Origin of the sequence: Robinsoniella sp. KNHs210, assembly GCF_000686105.1 — a bacterium.
Lineage (GTDB): Bacteria > Bacillota > Clostridia > Lachnospirales > Lachnospiraceae > Robinsoniella > Robinsoniella peoriensis.
Window position 1 is genome coordinate 3,513,746 of the sequence record NZ_JMLZ01000002.1, and the last position, 15,875, is coordinate 3,529,620.

A 15,875-nucleotide genomic window follows, 5' to 3' on the forward strand; every position below is an offset into this window, starting at 1 on the left:
GCAGGTATCAATATGCAGCCGGGAAAAGTATGGATATGCAGGCTGATGAAAGGGATTTTTAACAGGTTTTTGTAACCGAAGTGGCAGGGAGGGTTTGCAGATGAGATTACTGTTAGAAAATGATAGGACGATATTGCTGGTGACTTTCATTTTGACCGTTTGTTTTGGAAGTGCATATTGCCGCCGGGCGGATAAAATTGGCATGAAAGCACTGGCTTTAAAGGCGTCAGCAACTTTTATGCCTGTAATATTGGCGATTTATGGCGTTTTCTGCCAAGGGGAAGCGGTTAACTGGCTTATCTTTATGGGAACGTTGCTTTGTATGACTGCGGATGTGTTACTGGAGATATATTTTATAGCCGGAGCCTCTGCGTTTGGCTTAGCCCATGTTTGCTTTATAATGGCATTTGCAATGGATGGCGGGGCAGAATGGATTACAATCATTATTTTTATATTGATTTATGTGGGAATAATCTATGGATTCCGCAAAGAAATTCCGGGTTTGTCCAGAATGAAAATCCCGGCGTTTCTCTATATGGCGGCTTTAAGCGTTATGGCATCCATGGGAATTACAGTTGTGATTGCAAAGGGAGGAATGAGTGGCGTAATGGCTGCTGTGGGCGGCATTTTTTTTGTATGTTCCGACTGCATCCTGGGCTTCCGGCTGATCCATAAGAGGAAAGAAAAAATTTACCGGTATGCGATTATGTCCTTGTATTATGGGGCGGTGTACTTGATTGCTGCATCCGGAGTATTTTTAGGAAGGCAGATATTCTGAGAAAAGTGGTGATCTTTAAAATTGATCAACGATAATTACGAATCTAAAATGTCATGAAAAAAGAACTTGTTTCATATATTAAGCCAAGAGAGTGTATCATTGAAAAAATGGTCTGCAGTACGAACTGATTGGGGGTATATATGAATTATATCTGGGGTGGAATGATTGTAATAGGAATTATTTATGGTGCGTTTACCGGAAGAATGCAGGAAATTACAGATGCGGCTCTTACTTCATCGAAGGAGGCGGTAACGCTTTGCATTACTATGGTAGGAGTGATGTCGCTCTGGGTGGGGATTATGGAGATAGCTTCTGAGGCCGGTTTGATTAAGAGTCTGTCTAAGAAAATCAGGCCCTTTGTTCATTTTATGTTTCCTGAGATTCCCAAGGATCATAAAGCAAATGAGCATATTACCACAAATTTTATAGCGAATTTTCTGGGTCTTGGATGGGCGGCTACACCGGCGGGGTTAAAGGCGATGGAAGAACTGGGAGAATTGAATCATCATAAACCTGTCGCCAGTAAATCTATGTGTACATTTTTGATTTTAAATATTTCTTCACTTCAGCTGATACCGGTAAACATTATTGCATACCGGAGTCAGTATGGGAGTACGAATCCAACTTCGATCGTGGGGGCTGCAATCGTGGCGACCTGCGTTTCTACTCTGACAGGGATTGTGTTTGCGAAGATTATGGGGAATGGAAAGCGGAGCAAGACTTGACAAACCCCGTGCTGTTTTTTGAAATATAGATTAATACAGGCCAGGGGCACCTTCTCAGAAAGGTGCCCCTCTTTAATGTGAATATGCGTATTGTGTAAAAAGTATAAGTATATGTACAAATACATGGGCTTTACTTTCGCATATAATGGAATTATATGTAAAAATAATTAAAAAAAAAGCCAAATACTGTACTAAATAACCAAGAATAAAGATGAAAATCAAAGTCAGAGGTGATGGAAGTGCAATGTTGAGTATTTCAGAAGGAGGTAATATAACAAGAGTATTGTTTCGGAGGAGCTAAGAAAACAAAAAAGATGATTGGAAAGGAAGGTAAATGTATGAAGAAGAAGCAGTTATGGAAAAAGATTCTGCCGGTGTTTTTATGTACCTGTCTGGCGGTTCAGCCGGTTATGCCGGCAAACGCAGCAGGGGGCGCTAATGAGAAAAAGTCCGTATCCACAGCTGACCTGAGTGGACCGGAGGGCACTGATGGATTATACCAAAAGGATTTTTCAAAAGATAGTATCGACGGGTTTACGGTTAAAAGCGGGACGGGCACATTGACTCAGGGGGATGGAAAACTTCAGGTACCAGCAAGTGGTACAAAACTGGTAATCGATGAGAACTCGCCGGAACTTAAAAATACGGAGGTAGAATTTGAAATTGACCCTGCAAATAATAATGGAAACTTTTATGCAGTAGTACGGTATGCAGGACCCGATTCCTATACTGTAATTGGTAATGGCGGTGTTGGAGGGAATACATCGCCCTGGTATCTGAAAACCAGCGGCGGTCGTACTGTGTCCCTTTTATCCAGCGGCAACACTTACGGGGATGGTCAGAGGCTTTATGCAAAACGTCTGAAACCTTATAAGCTCCGCGTAAGGGTTGTTGAAAAGGTTGTTACGGTATTTTTGGATGATGCAGAGATCTTTAATGGTGAAGTACCGGAAATTACCATGGATACCGGAAAGTCCGGCATGTATTTTGAAGGTTCCGGCGGCGGTATCCGGAAATTTTCCGTGTCTTCCTCAAATACTATTGAACCTGTAACAGGCAGTATTACGGAAAAAGAAATTTCTTCAGACCAGATGTCAGTAAAAGTTGATGCTGATTTTCCAAGAGTAATCAGCTATAACCTGGACGGCAAGGTTATGCAGGGACAGGAAGTTCCGTACCATGCCCTGGAGATTAATAATAAGGCATATGTACCCGCTGTGACTTCAAAAATTGAGGGAAACAAGGCAACGTACCATATGGAAGCAGGGAGCATGTCTTTTGATACCGTGTTGACGGTGAGGGATAATGTAATGGTGATGACCCTGGAAAACATATCTGATGGGATTAAAACCATTCATTTTCCAAAACACAGCCTGGTATCTGTAAGCAGTGATCAGGCAGGTGCAGCACTGACTGTGAATGATAACAGAACCCAGAGCAGCATAGACCTGACAGCAAATCCTGCAGAGGATCCGGCATACAAGTCAGCAGTTATTACGGTTGTAAATAATAATGAGCTGGCGGCATCTATCCGGAACGATTCTTCAAAAGATTACAGCGGCGTGGCTTACCAGACGATGAAAAACGGTGACCACTATACAACAGGGCTGTGGACAAATGAGTTTCTGGTGAAAGGTTTGGATGACAAAGATTTTGAGAAGCCTTATACGGCGGTTGCGATTACGGCGGACCGGAATGCAGATGGTGCGATTGACTTTCAGGATGGTACAATTGCGTATAGGGATGACTGCTATGCGGATGAATCAGATCTGAAGATTCCGGGGGCAGAAGATGTTATGCAGTCCTACACCAGCGTGGCAATGAACGTGGGCAGTGCAGCACAATATCCGTTCCTGCGTATTTTAGATAATGTTAAGAAGTTTAATCTGGGAACAGATGGATTTGAACAGATGATTATCCTGAAGGGATATCAGGGGGAAGGGCATGATGCAAGCCATCCTGACTTTGCAAACTATAATAACCGTGCAGGAGGTCTGGAAGACTTTAACACCATGCTGTCTGAAGGTGAGAAATATAATGCAAACTTTGGTGTGCATATCAACCATACGGAGATGTACCCGGAAGCGGGCCAGTATGCAGTAAATGAACTGAATACCGGAGTAGGTGCATGGAACTGGTATGACTCCGCAGTAAATATGATTCGTGAAAACGATATATTAATGGATGGAAGTACGATTCCGGGAGGCAATATGGAGCAGAGGCTTCAGCAGCTTAATTCAGATACAAACGGAAAACTGAAACTGATCTATGTTGATACTTATTTTGATAACCGCTGGACGTCGTACCGTCTGCAAAAAGCAATCAACGAACTGACTGACCAGGGAATAGCGGCAGCGACAGAGTATCCTGAGAAAATGACAGGAAGGAGTGCCTGGGCACACCATATTAACAGTACTTATTCGGGTGCGGGGAATATGGTACGTTTTGTCTACAACGGACAGAAAGATATTTTCGGACAAACAAGCCTGTTCCGCGGCGAGGGCGGACGTGTCAATGGTTTTAACGGCTGGCAGGGAGCAGATGATTACTATGCAACCATGAGAGATTTCTTTACGAATTTGTTGCCGAACCGTTTTCTGGCCCAGTATCCGATCAGCCAGTGGACCAATAATAATAAAGCGGTTTTAGGCAGGAACAATGAAGTTGTGACAGAAATGAGAAACGGTAAGAATGTGATCAGCCTGAATGGAAATGAAGTGGCAATTGGCAATCAGATCTTCATCCCATGGACGATTGACGGACAGGACAAGATCTACCATTATAATGAAGCCGGAGGGGAAACAACCTGGACACTTCCGGAAGACTGGAATTACACTACGGTAAAACTATACAAACTGACATCTACCGGAAAAACAGATGAACAGATCATCAATGTGGCAAACGGTGCTGTCACCATCACGGCAGATGCAAGGCAGGGATACGTGGTATATCCGGGAAGTGCAGCAGCAGACATACCGGATATGGCATCTTATGACTGGAGCACAGGCAGCCTGGTAAAGGATATGGGATTTGACAGTCATACTTTCGAAAATGGTTGGACAAATATCAATAATAATCCAAATGTTACATTTACAGATACCAGTATCGGAAATACAATGATTCAGATTAAAGGCAGTGAAGAAGGCGGAATCGAACAGGAGATGAACGGGCTTACCGGTGGGCAGAGCTACTCCGCGTCTGCTTGGATCCGCACGGCAGCCGGAAGAAAAGTACATATATCAGTAGAAGATCAAAATGGCAGGGAACTGGCAGCAAACTATATTGATAGTTCTAATGTAATATATGGTGTTCACCATACAGATAAATACAAAGAATATTTCCAGAGAGTAAAACTTACCTTTACTGAACCACAGGGGCAGACATCGGCAGTCATAAAGATCAAGGCTGATGCAGGCAGCGAGGATGCCGTGGCAACTATCGATGATGTACGCGTGATACCAGTCGGTCTGACAGATCAGGGAAGCCATTATTTCTTTGAAGATTTTGAAAATGTAGACCAGGAATACGGGCCGTTTGTGTCAACGGAGTCAGACCAGAGTCACTTATCTGAAATAAATACGGTTAACCCTGCATTAACAGATGATGTAATTGAAGGACGCTACTCATTAAAAGTCCGCAATGGTGATTATATGAGGACACTTTCCCATCGTGTCCGCTTAAAACCAAATACAGCTTATACGGTAGGCATCGATTATAAGGCGAAGGCACAAAATGCAGTTGTCCTTGGGGTGAAATCCGACAAGGCACTGGCAGCAGAAGATACAAAAAATGCAACGCTGATACTCAAACCATTGAGCGGTACCGGATACGGGCAGAAGGAAAGCGTAAAAGTAACTTTTACAACCGGTAACTATGATGATTATTATATTGACCTTACAAAACAGAGCGCTTCCGAATATATCTTTGATAATTTCTATGTAGACGAAGGGAAAGCAGCAGATATTCAGGAGTATACATTAAGCTTTGCACCTGGTGAAGGAACTGTGACAGGGACAAACCCGGAAGCAGTCACAGCATCAGAAGGTACGGCAATTGTATTGCCAAAGAATCCTTACACCAGAAAGGATTATAACTTTGTCGGATGGAATGACGGTAATAAAACATACGAAGCCGGTGATACCTACAGTATGCCGGGACGTAATACTACGTTGACTGCTATGTGGGAAGAAGGCGGAATTACTTATACAAAAATTCCAAGTGACGAATTAACAGCTGTTGCAGAAAGTCAGGAGAACAATACTCCGGGAGCGGGAGATGGACCAGGCAGCAATGCAGTGGATGGAAATGAAGATACAATCTGGCATACTGCGTATGGTCATGCACCACAGGCAGATATTCCAAATGACCGTTATAATGGAATTACCATTGATCTGGGCGGGACGTATGATATCGGTAAACTTGAATATGTTCCAAGAAAAAATGGTCCAAATGGAATTATTACGGGATATAAATTATACTACAGTGAAGCTGAAACTGGAACATATGAAGAGGGTGCATTTACGGAAGTTCCGGGAGGAAGCGGTACCTGGGCAGCAGATGCTTCTAAGAAAACCGCAAAGTTCTCTGTGGTGACTGCACGCAGGCTGATGCTTCGTGCTACGCAGGCTGGAGGTGGATTTGTCTCAGCTGCTGAACTCTATGTATATCAGGCACAGAAAAATGATTATGAATATGAAAAGGTGGAAGTAAAAGCAGCAGCGGCAGAAAGTACACAGCCCGGATATCCAATTACCAACATGCTGGCAGATAATGATTCGATCTATCACAGCAGTTGGAGCGGCGGAATCAATATGGCACAGGGAATTAACAATAAGCTGACCTTTGATTTTGGGGATATCTGTAAAATTGGCAAGCTGGAATATCGTCCAAGGCAGGACGGAACGAATGGAATTATCAAGGAATTTAAGCTGTACTACAGTACCACGGCAGATCAGGATGACTGGCAGGAAGTTCCGCAAGGACATATCGTATGGGCTGCTGATAAAGAGAAGAAGACAGCTGCATTTGCGCCGGTAGATGCCAGAAGGCTGCAGATGAGAGTGCTTCATTCTATGGAAAACGTAGACTATCCGGGTGCAGATCCTGCAGATAAATTTATCTCCGGACAGTATATGGCATTCTACAAAGCGGTGGAAACGGAAGAGCCGGGGGATGACAGCCTGGTTATTACACCGGGTTCATGCGGGTGTACTTTCAGCAGCCTGGTTTTCGACAACCGCAAGATTGTTATACCGAAAAATGCAGACCAGATTACAGTAAACTTGTCCGCAGAAGGAATGCTCGTACCGTGTGAGACACCAGGCCATGACCAGGAGGACATCAGCTACTCCTTTGAAATTGCAGAAGGAGCTGCAGGTGCAGCCATATCCGGAACAGAGCTCAGGGTTGGCTCTGCAGGCATTATAAAAGTACGTGCTATCGCAGAAGTAAACGGTGCAAAAGCAGTTCGCACATCCGTATTTACCATAGTGAAAGGTGAATATACAGTGACTGCACAGGCAGACCCGGCAGAGGGCGGAACTGTGAAAGGGACTACAGATGTGGAAGCGGGCGGAACTGCGGTATTGACGGCAGAAGCCAACGAAGGATACACATTTGGCGGATGGTATCTTGGGGAAGAAAAGGTAGGCGAGGAACCTGCTTTCACTACGCCGGAGATCACAGAGGACACCGTCTATACAGCTAAGTTTATAAAAGACTTAAAAGACGTAACAATTACAGCCCGTTCGGAAGACGAAGCAGCAGGAAGCGTATCCGGCGGCGGTACAGTTAAGGAAGGGGAAAAAGTCACCCTTACCGCCATGGCACATGAGGGTTATACCTTCGAGGGCTGGTATCTGGAAGGCATAAAAGTATCCGATGCATCCGTATATGAGATTGAAGCGGCAGAAGATGCGGAGTATATTGCCAGATTTATAAAAAATGCACCTGCCAGGGTAACCATTACCGTACAGTCTGAAGATGAAACGGCAGGAACGGTATCCGGCGGCGGAAGTGTAAACGTTGGTGAGACAGTAACCATAACTGCCACAGCCAATGAAGGCTACACATTTGAAGGCTGGTATCTGGGAGAAACAAAAGTATCTGACCAGGCAGAATATAAAATAGAAGCAACAGAGGATGCCGCATACATTGCACGGTTTACGAAAAATGCGGTACAGCAGGTGACGGTTACCGCTGAAGCAACAGAAGGCGGAACGGCAGAAGGGACTGCAACGGTAGATATTGGAACAACGGTAAAACTTACTGCAGCAGCGAACGAAGGCTATGTATTCGAAGGCTGGTACCTGGATAATGTCAGGGTATCCGAAAATGCAGAGTATGAAGTGGTAGCAAAAGAGGATATCACTTATGTTGCGCGGTTCACAAAAGCAGAAGAGCCACAGCCGGAAATGGTGAACATTACCGTACAGTCAGCAGATGAAACGGCAGGAACCGTAAGCGGCAGCGGAACCGTTAAGAAAGGTGAAGAATTTACCATAACGGCATTTCCAAATGAAGGCTACACATTTGAAGGCTGGTATCTGAATGATGAAAAAGTATCGGATCAGGCAAGCCTGACCTTGAAGGCAGAAACAGATGCTGTGTATACAGCACGATTTGAAGAAAAGCCAAAAGAAATGATCACGATTCAGGCAGTGGCAGAAGCCGGAGGAACCGTAACCGGCAGCGTGACCGCAGAATATGGAAGTGCGGTAACCATTAAGGCATATCCGCAGGAAGGCTATGTATTTGAAGGCTGGTATATAGGGGATATGAAAGTATCATCAAATCCGGAATATACAATGAATGCTTTACAGAACACCGTATATACCGCAAAATTTATTAAGAAAGAAGCGCCGAAGCCACAAAAAGTTACCCTTACGGTAAAAGCGGAAACAGGCGGTACAGCAACAGGCGGTCAGACAGTGGATGCCGGAAGCAAGGTTGATTTAACGGCAAAACCATCCGCTAAGTATACGTTTGAGGGCTGGTATCTCAATGGAAAGAAAGTATCCACAACCGCAAAGTATACGGTAACGGTTTATGAAAACGTAACTTATACAGCTAAATTCAAAAAGATTACGGCGCCGAAAAAAGTAAGCGGATTAAAAGCATCTAATCTGAAAACTAACCAGATGAAATTAACCTGGAATAAAACCAGCGGTGCAAAAGGCTACGAATTAAGCCGCTATAATCCGGATAAAAACAAATGGTACGTAGTAAAAACCACAGGCCAGACAAGTTATACGGTAAAAGGCTTAAGCGCCGGAACAATTTACAAATACAGGGTAAGGGCATATACGTTATCCGGAAGTAAAAAGCTGTTCGGTAAAAATTCAAAATACTTAAAGACAGCAACGACACCAAAAAAACCGGTACTCTCTGCTAAAGCAGCGTCTAAAACAAGCGTGAAGCTATCCTGGAAAAAGGGAACAAAGGCAGATGGATTTGCCATTTATATGAAGACCGGTAAAGGTGGCTTTACCAGGATTAAAAACGCATCTGCAGCACGTACTGCATATACAAAGACAAAACTGAAAAAGGGTAAGACTTACCAGTTTAAGATGCGTGGATACAAGAAGGTTGGAGATACTAAAGTATATGGAAATTATTCGAAGGTTCGAACAGTAAAATTGAAATAAAATAGATATATTAAAACACCCTCTGAGCAGGGCAGTGATTCTTGATATTTATAAACAGGTTATGTTTATAAACAGGAATAGCTGCCTTGCTTTTTTTCTGTGATGGAATACAAAGTATCAGAATCGGGGATAATGTAGAAATACTTCATATATCGGAGGAGAGATAAATTATGGATGACATCATTGTAAGGCTGCATTCGGTAGAAATAAAAAACTTTAAAAATACTGCATATGGAAAAGTAGAGATGCCTTCCCGGATCCATCAGGGCATAGTGCTGGATACTTCTGAAATATTGGGGATTTACGGACAAAATGGCTCCGGAAAGACTACGGTAATTGATACGCTTTTCTATGTGCAGAAGATAATCATGGGGCTTAGTATTCCGGAAGAACTGGTTAATTATATTACCAGCGGGCAGGATTATGCTAAAGTAAAAGCAGTGTTTCTGGTGACCGGAAAGGAACGGCAGTTTGAGGTGGAGTATGAGCTTTGGTTCCGCAGAACAGAAGAAAATACTGCTGTTATTTCAAAAGAATCATTATCGGCTGCTAAGATCGTACAAGGTGAGTACACACAAAAGTATTTATTTATGGAATATACTGCAGAAGATACGGAAGGTGTATTTACGCCAAAAGAAATGCTGGAGGATGTGATTCTTGGAAATGAAGAGAACGGTACGAACCTGATTGTAGCAAAAAAAGTTGCCCGGATTCATAATTGTTCCTACATCTTTGGAGAGACCAGCCGGGAGATTTTCTGTAATGAGAGTGGGGAGAATTTTCTGGATTATGCATTTTTGATTCAGTCCCTATACAACTATGCAATGATGGATCTATTTGTTATCCGGGATTCGCACTCCGGTGCAATCAGCGCGGATTTTCTTTTGCCCGTGGCATTTCGGGTTACAGACCGCAAGTCAGCCACCAGAGGTGATTTTGTAATTGCTTTAAAAGAACCCACTCTTGTGGAGGAAAGCCGTTTTGAACTGTTAAAGCAAATTGTGGGGGAAATAAATATCGTACTTGCCACCATTATACCGGGTATGACATTGGATATCAAAGATTATGGACAGCAGCTTGTGGAGAATGGCGGTGTCGGGCGAAAGGTGGATCTTACTTCCAGGCGTGGGGAGATGGAGATTCCCATACGATTTGAGTCAGATGGAATCGTTAAGATTATTTCCATCCTCAATGTGCTGATCCGGGCATACAGCGATCCGGGCATCTGCCTGGTTGTGGATGAACTGGACGCCGGTATTTATGAATATCTATTGGGAGAGCTTCTGGATATATTCAATAAAGGGGCAAAAGGGCAGCTGATATTCACTTCCCACAATCTGCGGGCTTTAGAAATGTTGGGCAATGACAGTATCTTGTTTTCCACAGCCAACCCGGACAACCGGTATATCAGAATGGAGCATACGGGAAACAGCCTGAATCTGCGGGATGCCTATATCCGCAGCATCACCTTAGGCGGACAACAGGAATGTATCTATACCGATACGGACAGTATCAAGATTGCGAGGTCATTTCGTAAAGCAGGGAGGGAAATTACAAATGCCAGATAAAGAGAAGAAAGTGATTATATTTATTGTGGAAGGTCCCAGCGATGAAGGAGCAATCGGATCTATTGTGAAGGAATATTTTTCAAGCAGTGAGGTAAAGTTTCACGTAATTCATGGGGACATCACAGCCCGGGGAAGTGTGAACTCTGACACGATTATTAAGAGAATCAATGACTGTATGGAGGATGTTAAAACAAAATACAGATACACGGATGAGGATATCTTAAAAGTCATCCATCTGTCTGACCTGGATGGTGCATTTGTGACTGCGGAAAATGTCATACAAAAAAAGTCAGGTCCCACGGTTTACTATACCGACCACATTGAAACCTCAAATGTAGGTTCTCTGATAAAGCGAAATCAATTAAAATCAGAGTTGTTATATAAGCTCTCCGCTACCGGTAAAATTAACGAAGTGCCTTACCGCATTTATTATATGTCCTGTAATCTGGAGCATGTGTTATTTAATGAACTGAGGGAGTTTAGCAGTGAAGAAAAATGGGAGTACTCGGATACTTTTGCAGAGAGGTTTGAGGGAAAGCCGGAAGAATTCATTGAATTTTTAGGAAAAAATCAGGTGGCGGTAGATGGAACCTATAAAGAAACCTGGGATTTTATACAGGAAGGGGAAAATTCGCTGAATAGGTTTACTAATTTTCAATTGGCATTTCAGGGGTGAATAGCGTAAAAAAGTGATTGACATAAAATTAGTTCGGCGCTATAATTGTTTGTGACCAAACAGTTATAGCGCTAATTTAATGTAAGAAAGGGATCGTAAATGAGAAAAAGAGACGTTGGACGTGAAATACATGCACTTTCCAATCTGCTGGGCCGCAGGATAGAAGCAGAGAAAAAGCAGCAGGGAATGCAGGACGTTACACCCATGCAGACCTGGATTATAGGCTATCTCCAGGAACATAAGGGGCAGGATATCTTCCAGAGGGATATTGAACGCGATTTTACGATTACCCGTTCAACAGTAACCGGAATACTGAAGCTGATGGAGAAGAATGGATTAATATACAGAGTCAGCGTTCCGGAGGATGCAAGATTAAAGAAACTGATACTTACGGAAACGGGAGAAGCAATGTATCAGAAAGTCAGGCAGCATATAGAAGATACGGAACGGATGCTTGTCCAGGGGTTTACGGAGGAAGAAGTGGAAGCCTTATTAAACATGATGGACAGGTTAAGAGTAAATCTTGAGACTCTTTAGGCGGCTGCTGTACGATTGCAGTAGGAACTGGCGGACCCGGCCGGTAAGCTGGGATAGATATGAGAAACATGCATCTGCGTGTTTCTTATATTTTCCCTATAATGTTTGGTTACAAACAGTATGTATACGAATTATTCGTGTACAAACAGATAATGTGGAGGTAAAAAAATGATTAAAAAATTAATGAAAAGTATACGGGAATATAAACGGGATTCCTTATTGACTCCTTTTTTCGTATCGCTGGAAGTTGTAATGGAGGTAATTATACCGCTTCTTATGGCAATGCTGATTGACTATGGAATCGATGGTAAGGATTTGGGATACATATGGAGAATGGGGATCTTTCTGGTAGTATCCGCCATGATATCCCTCATATTCGGGGCACTTTCAGGCAAGTATGCAGCCAGCGCCTCGGCAGGATTTGCAAAGAATCTGAGAAAAGATATGTATTATAATGTACAGAACTTTTCATTCTCTAATATTGATAAATTTTCAACGGCAAGTATCGTTACAAGGCTTACCACAGATATAACAAATGTGCAGAACGCTTATCAGATGATTATACGAATGGCGGTGAGAAGCCCGATTATGCTGGTGTTTTCCATGATTATGGCATTTGGCATTAATGTGCAGATGGCCTTTATTTTCTTATGTGCCATACCTATACTGGGGATTGGACTCTGGGTGATTATGACAAAAGCGCACCCCATATTTGAACGGGTATTCCGTACCTATGATAAATTAAATAATGTTGTCCAGGAAAACCTTCACGGAATCCGGGTGGTAAAGTCCTATGTACGGGAAGAACATGAGAACGGAAAGTTTAAGGAGATTTCCGGCAGTATTTATTCTGATTTCTCAAAGGCAGAAAAACTGCTGGCTTTTAATATGCCGCTGATGCAGTTTTGTATGTATGCATGTATGCTGCTGGTTTCCTGGTTTGGTGCAAGGGCAATTGTGGCATCCGGAAATAATCCGGCAGTGGGGATGTCAACTGGACAGTTAATGAGTTTGATTACTTATGCAATGCAGATACTGATGAGTCTGATGATGTTGTCCATGGTATTTGTAATGATCACCATGTCAAGAGCTTCTGCCGAGCGTATCGTAGAAATTCTTACTGAGGAAAGCAGCCTGAAAAATGGGGAACATCCGGTAATGGAAGTGAAAGATGGCTCCGTAGTATTCGCAGATGTAAATTTCAGTTATGTAGATGATCAAAATAAATTGTGCCTGAAGAATGTAAATCTGGAAATTAAATCCGGTGAAACCGTTGGGATTATCGGTGGAACCGGTGCGGCAAAGACCACCCTTGTCCAGTTAATACCAAGGCTGTATGATGTGACTTCCGGCAATCTTCTGGTTGGAGGCAGGGATGTGCGCAGTTATGATATAGAAACCCTCCGGGACCAGGTAGCTATGGTGCTGCAGAAGAATATTCTCTTCTCCGGAACGATTAAGGAGAATCTCCGCTGGGGAAATGAGTCTGCAACGGATGAAGAATTGATACATGCATGTATATTGGCCCAGGCGGATGATTTTGTACAGAGTTTCCCCAATAAATATGATACTTATATAGAACAGGGAGGAAGTAATGTATCGGGAGGCCAGAAGCAGCGCCTCTGTATTGCCAGGGCCCTCCTTAAAAAGCCAAAGATATTAATTCTGGATGATTCAACCAGTGCCGTTGATACCAGGACCGATGCCATGATACGAAAAGCATTTGCAGAAGAAATTCCTGATACAACGAAATTTATTATCGCCCAGCGTATCTCCTCCGTACAGGATGCGGACAAAATCATTGTTATGGACGGCGGGTATATACAGGATGTGGGTACCCACGAAGAACTGCTTGCAGGCAGTAATATTTATAGAGAAGTATATGAATCCCAGGTGAAAGGAGGCGTGGAAGATGAATCAGAACAGTCAAAATAAATCAGAAAAGAAAACAATGGAAAAAGTAAACGGAAAAGTAGTGAAGAGACTCTTGTCCTATATCGGGCAGTATAAACTGCGCTTTACCTTAGTGCTTATCTGTATCCTGATCAGTGCACTGACCAGTGTAGCCAGCTCTTTGTATCTGGAGACGCTGATCGATGATTATATAACACCGCTTTTACTGGAAGCGGCGCCTGTATTTACGCCGCTTCTGAGATCTGTCCTGTTTATGGGCTGCATCTATCTGGCTGGTGTTGTGGCAACGCTGCTCTATAACCGGCTTATGGTTGTAATTGCCCAGGGAATTCTCAAAGATATCAGAGACTCCATGTTTGCAAAAATGCAGACATTGCCCATCCGGTATTTTGATACCCATGCCCATGGAGATATTATGAGTCATTATACAAATGATACCGACACGCTGCGTCAGATGATGGCTCAGAGTATACCGCAGATGTTTTCTTCAATGATCACCATTGTGTCCGTATTTTTTGCAATGCTGTTTACCAGCTGGCAGCTGACCATATTTGTGCTGATTTTTGTATTTATTATGCTGAACGTGACGAAGCTGATCGCGGGAAAGAGCGGCTACTATTTTATTCGCCAGCAGGCAGCGCTGGGGGGGCTGAATGGTTTTATTGAAGAGATGATAAACGGGCAGAAAGTAATTAAAGTATTCTGCCATGAAGAAAAGGCCAAGGAAGAATTTAACCAGAAAAATGAGGAACTTTGTGCTGATGCCACTCAGGCAAATGCTTTTGCCAATATATTAATGCCTGTTATGGGAAATCTGGGAAATCTCCAGTATGTGTTAATTGCTATTTTGGGAGGGACACTGGCGCTGACAGGAATGGCCGGGCTTACCATCGGAACGATTGCTTCCTTCCTGCAGTTGAGCAGAAGCTTTGTAAATCCCCTCAGCCAGATATCCAACCAGTTAAATATGGTCGTTATGGCACTGGCTGGCGCAGAACGTATTTTTAATCTGATGGACGAAGAACCGGAAGTGGATGAAGGGTATGTAACGCTGGTAAATGCAGTCTATGACAAAGCAGGAAACCTGACAGAAGCAAAAGAGCGTACCGGACTATGGGCATGGAAGCATCCTCATGGGGATGGAACACTGACCTATACAGAACTAAAAGGAGAGGTACGGTTCTACGATGTGGATTTCGGATACAATGCAGATAAGATCGTGCTGCATAACATTACGCTGTATGCAGAACCGGGGGAAAAACTGGCATTTGTCGGTTCAACGGGAGCAGGGAAAACAACAATTACCAATCTCATCAACCGTTTTTATGATCTGGCAGACGGTAAGATCCGTTATGACGATATTAATATTAATAAAATTAAAAAAGACGACCTTCGGCGTTCCCTGGGTATTGTATTGCAGGATACCAATCTTTTCACCGGAACCATTATGGAAAATATCAGGTATGGAAAACTGGATGCTACTGAAGAAGAAGTATTTGAAGCGGCACGCCTGGCAAATGCAGATGGCTTTATCCGGAGACTGCCGGATGGATACGATACGGTAATTACCGGAAACGGAGGCAGCCTCTCCCAGGGACAGCGGCAGCTGATTGCAATAGCCAGAGCGGCAGTAGCTGATCCTCCGGTTATGATTCTGGATGAAGCCACTTCTTCCATTGATACCAGAACGGAATCTATTGTTCAAAGGGGAATGGACGGGCTGATGCATGGAAGAACGGTATTTGTAATTGCCCACAGATTATCCACGGTACAGAATTCAGATGTGATCATGGTATTGGAACAGGGGCGGATTATAGAACGGGGAAGCCATGCAAAACTGATCAGTGACAGAGGGAAGTATTACCAGCTCTATACAGGAGCTTTTGAGTTAGAATAAGGGGATATTTTGTATAAAAGTATAAGAATATCATAAATGTGTAAAAAATACTCAAAAAATTGCAACGATAAATGCCAATTGCTAGTGCTATAATGTCAAAGACAAGGTGAAAATTCGTATATAAATTGTACGAT

The 15,875-nt window shown here is 43.3% G+C and carries 8 protein-coding genes; all 8 read left to right on the top strand.

The features are described 5' to 3' along the window. Positions 1 to 100 precede the first annotated feature (100 nt). Entirely contained in the window at positions 101 to 778 is a 678-nt protein-coding gene (locus CD03_RS0122080; RefSeq protein WP_044289593.1) for a lysoplasmalogenase, read from the top strand. Positions 779 to 918: 140 nt separating this feature from the next. Continuing rightward, positions 919 to 1,503, top strand: a complete 585-nt coding sequence (locus CD03_RS0122085) for a nucleoside recognition domain-containing protein (RefSeq protein ID WP_027295486.1) — start codon at positions 919 to 921, stop codon at positions 1,501 to 1,503. A gap of 338 nt (positions 1,504 to 1,841) precedes the next feature. Beyond that, positions 1,842 to 9,149, top strand: a complete 7,308-nt coding sequence (locus CD03_RS36365) for an InlB B-repeat-containing protein (protein WP_197041687.1) — start codon at positions 1,842 to 1,844, stop codon at positions 9,147 to 9,149. A 170-nt stretch (positions 9,150 to 9,319) separates the two neighbouring features. Continuing rightward, positions 9,320 to 10,717 carry an AAA family ATPase gene (locus tag CD03_RS0122095; protein WP_027295487.1) on the top strand — a complete coding sequence of 466 codons (1,398 nt, stop codon included), beginning with the start codon at positions 9,320 to 9,322 and terminating at the stop codon, positions 10,715 to 10,717. Next, positions 10,707 to 11,393 carry a hypothetical protein gene (locus tag CD03_RS0122100; RefSeq protein WP_027295488.1) on the top strand — a complete coding sequence of 229 codons (687 nt, stop codon included), beginning with the start codon at positions 10,707 to 10,709 and terminating at the stop codon, positions 11,391 to 11,393. Before CD03_RS0122095 ends, CD03_RS0122100 begins: the two co-directional genes overlap by 11 nt. A gap of 99 nt (positions 11,394 to 11,492) precedes the next feature. Beyond that, entirely contained in the window at positions 11,493 to 11,930 is a 438-nt protein-coding gene (locus tag CD03_RS0122105; RefSeq protein ID WP_027295489.1) for a MarR family winged helix-turn-helix transcriptional regulator, read from the top strand. A gap of 168 nt (positions 11,931 to 12,098) precedes the next feature. Beyond that, positions 12,099 to 13,865 carry an ABC transporter ATP-binding protein gene (locus tag CD03_RS0122110; RefSeq protein ID WP_027295490.1) on the top strand — a complete coding sequence of 589 codons (1,767 nt, stop codon included), beginning with the start codon at positions 12,099 to 12,101 and terminating at the stop codon, positions 13,863 to 13,865. Next, positions 13,843 to 15,741: an ABC transporter ATP-binding protein gene (locus CD03_RS0122115; RefSeq protein ID WP_044289594.1), complete on the top strand. Its 1,899-nt coding sequence runs from the start codon at positions 13,843 to 13,845 to the stop codon at positions 15,739 to 15,741. Before CD03_RS0122110 ends, CD03_RS0122115 begins: the two co-directional genes overlap by 23 nt. Positions 15,742 to 15,875: the final 134 nt, after the last annotated feature.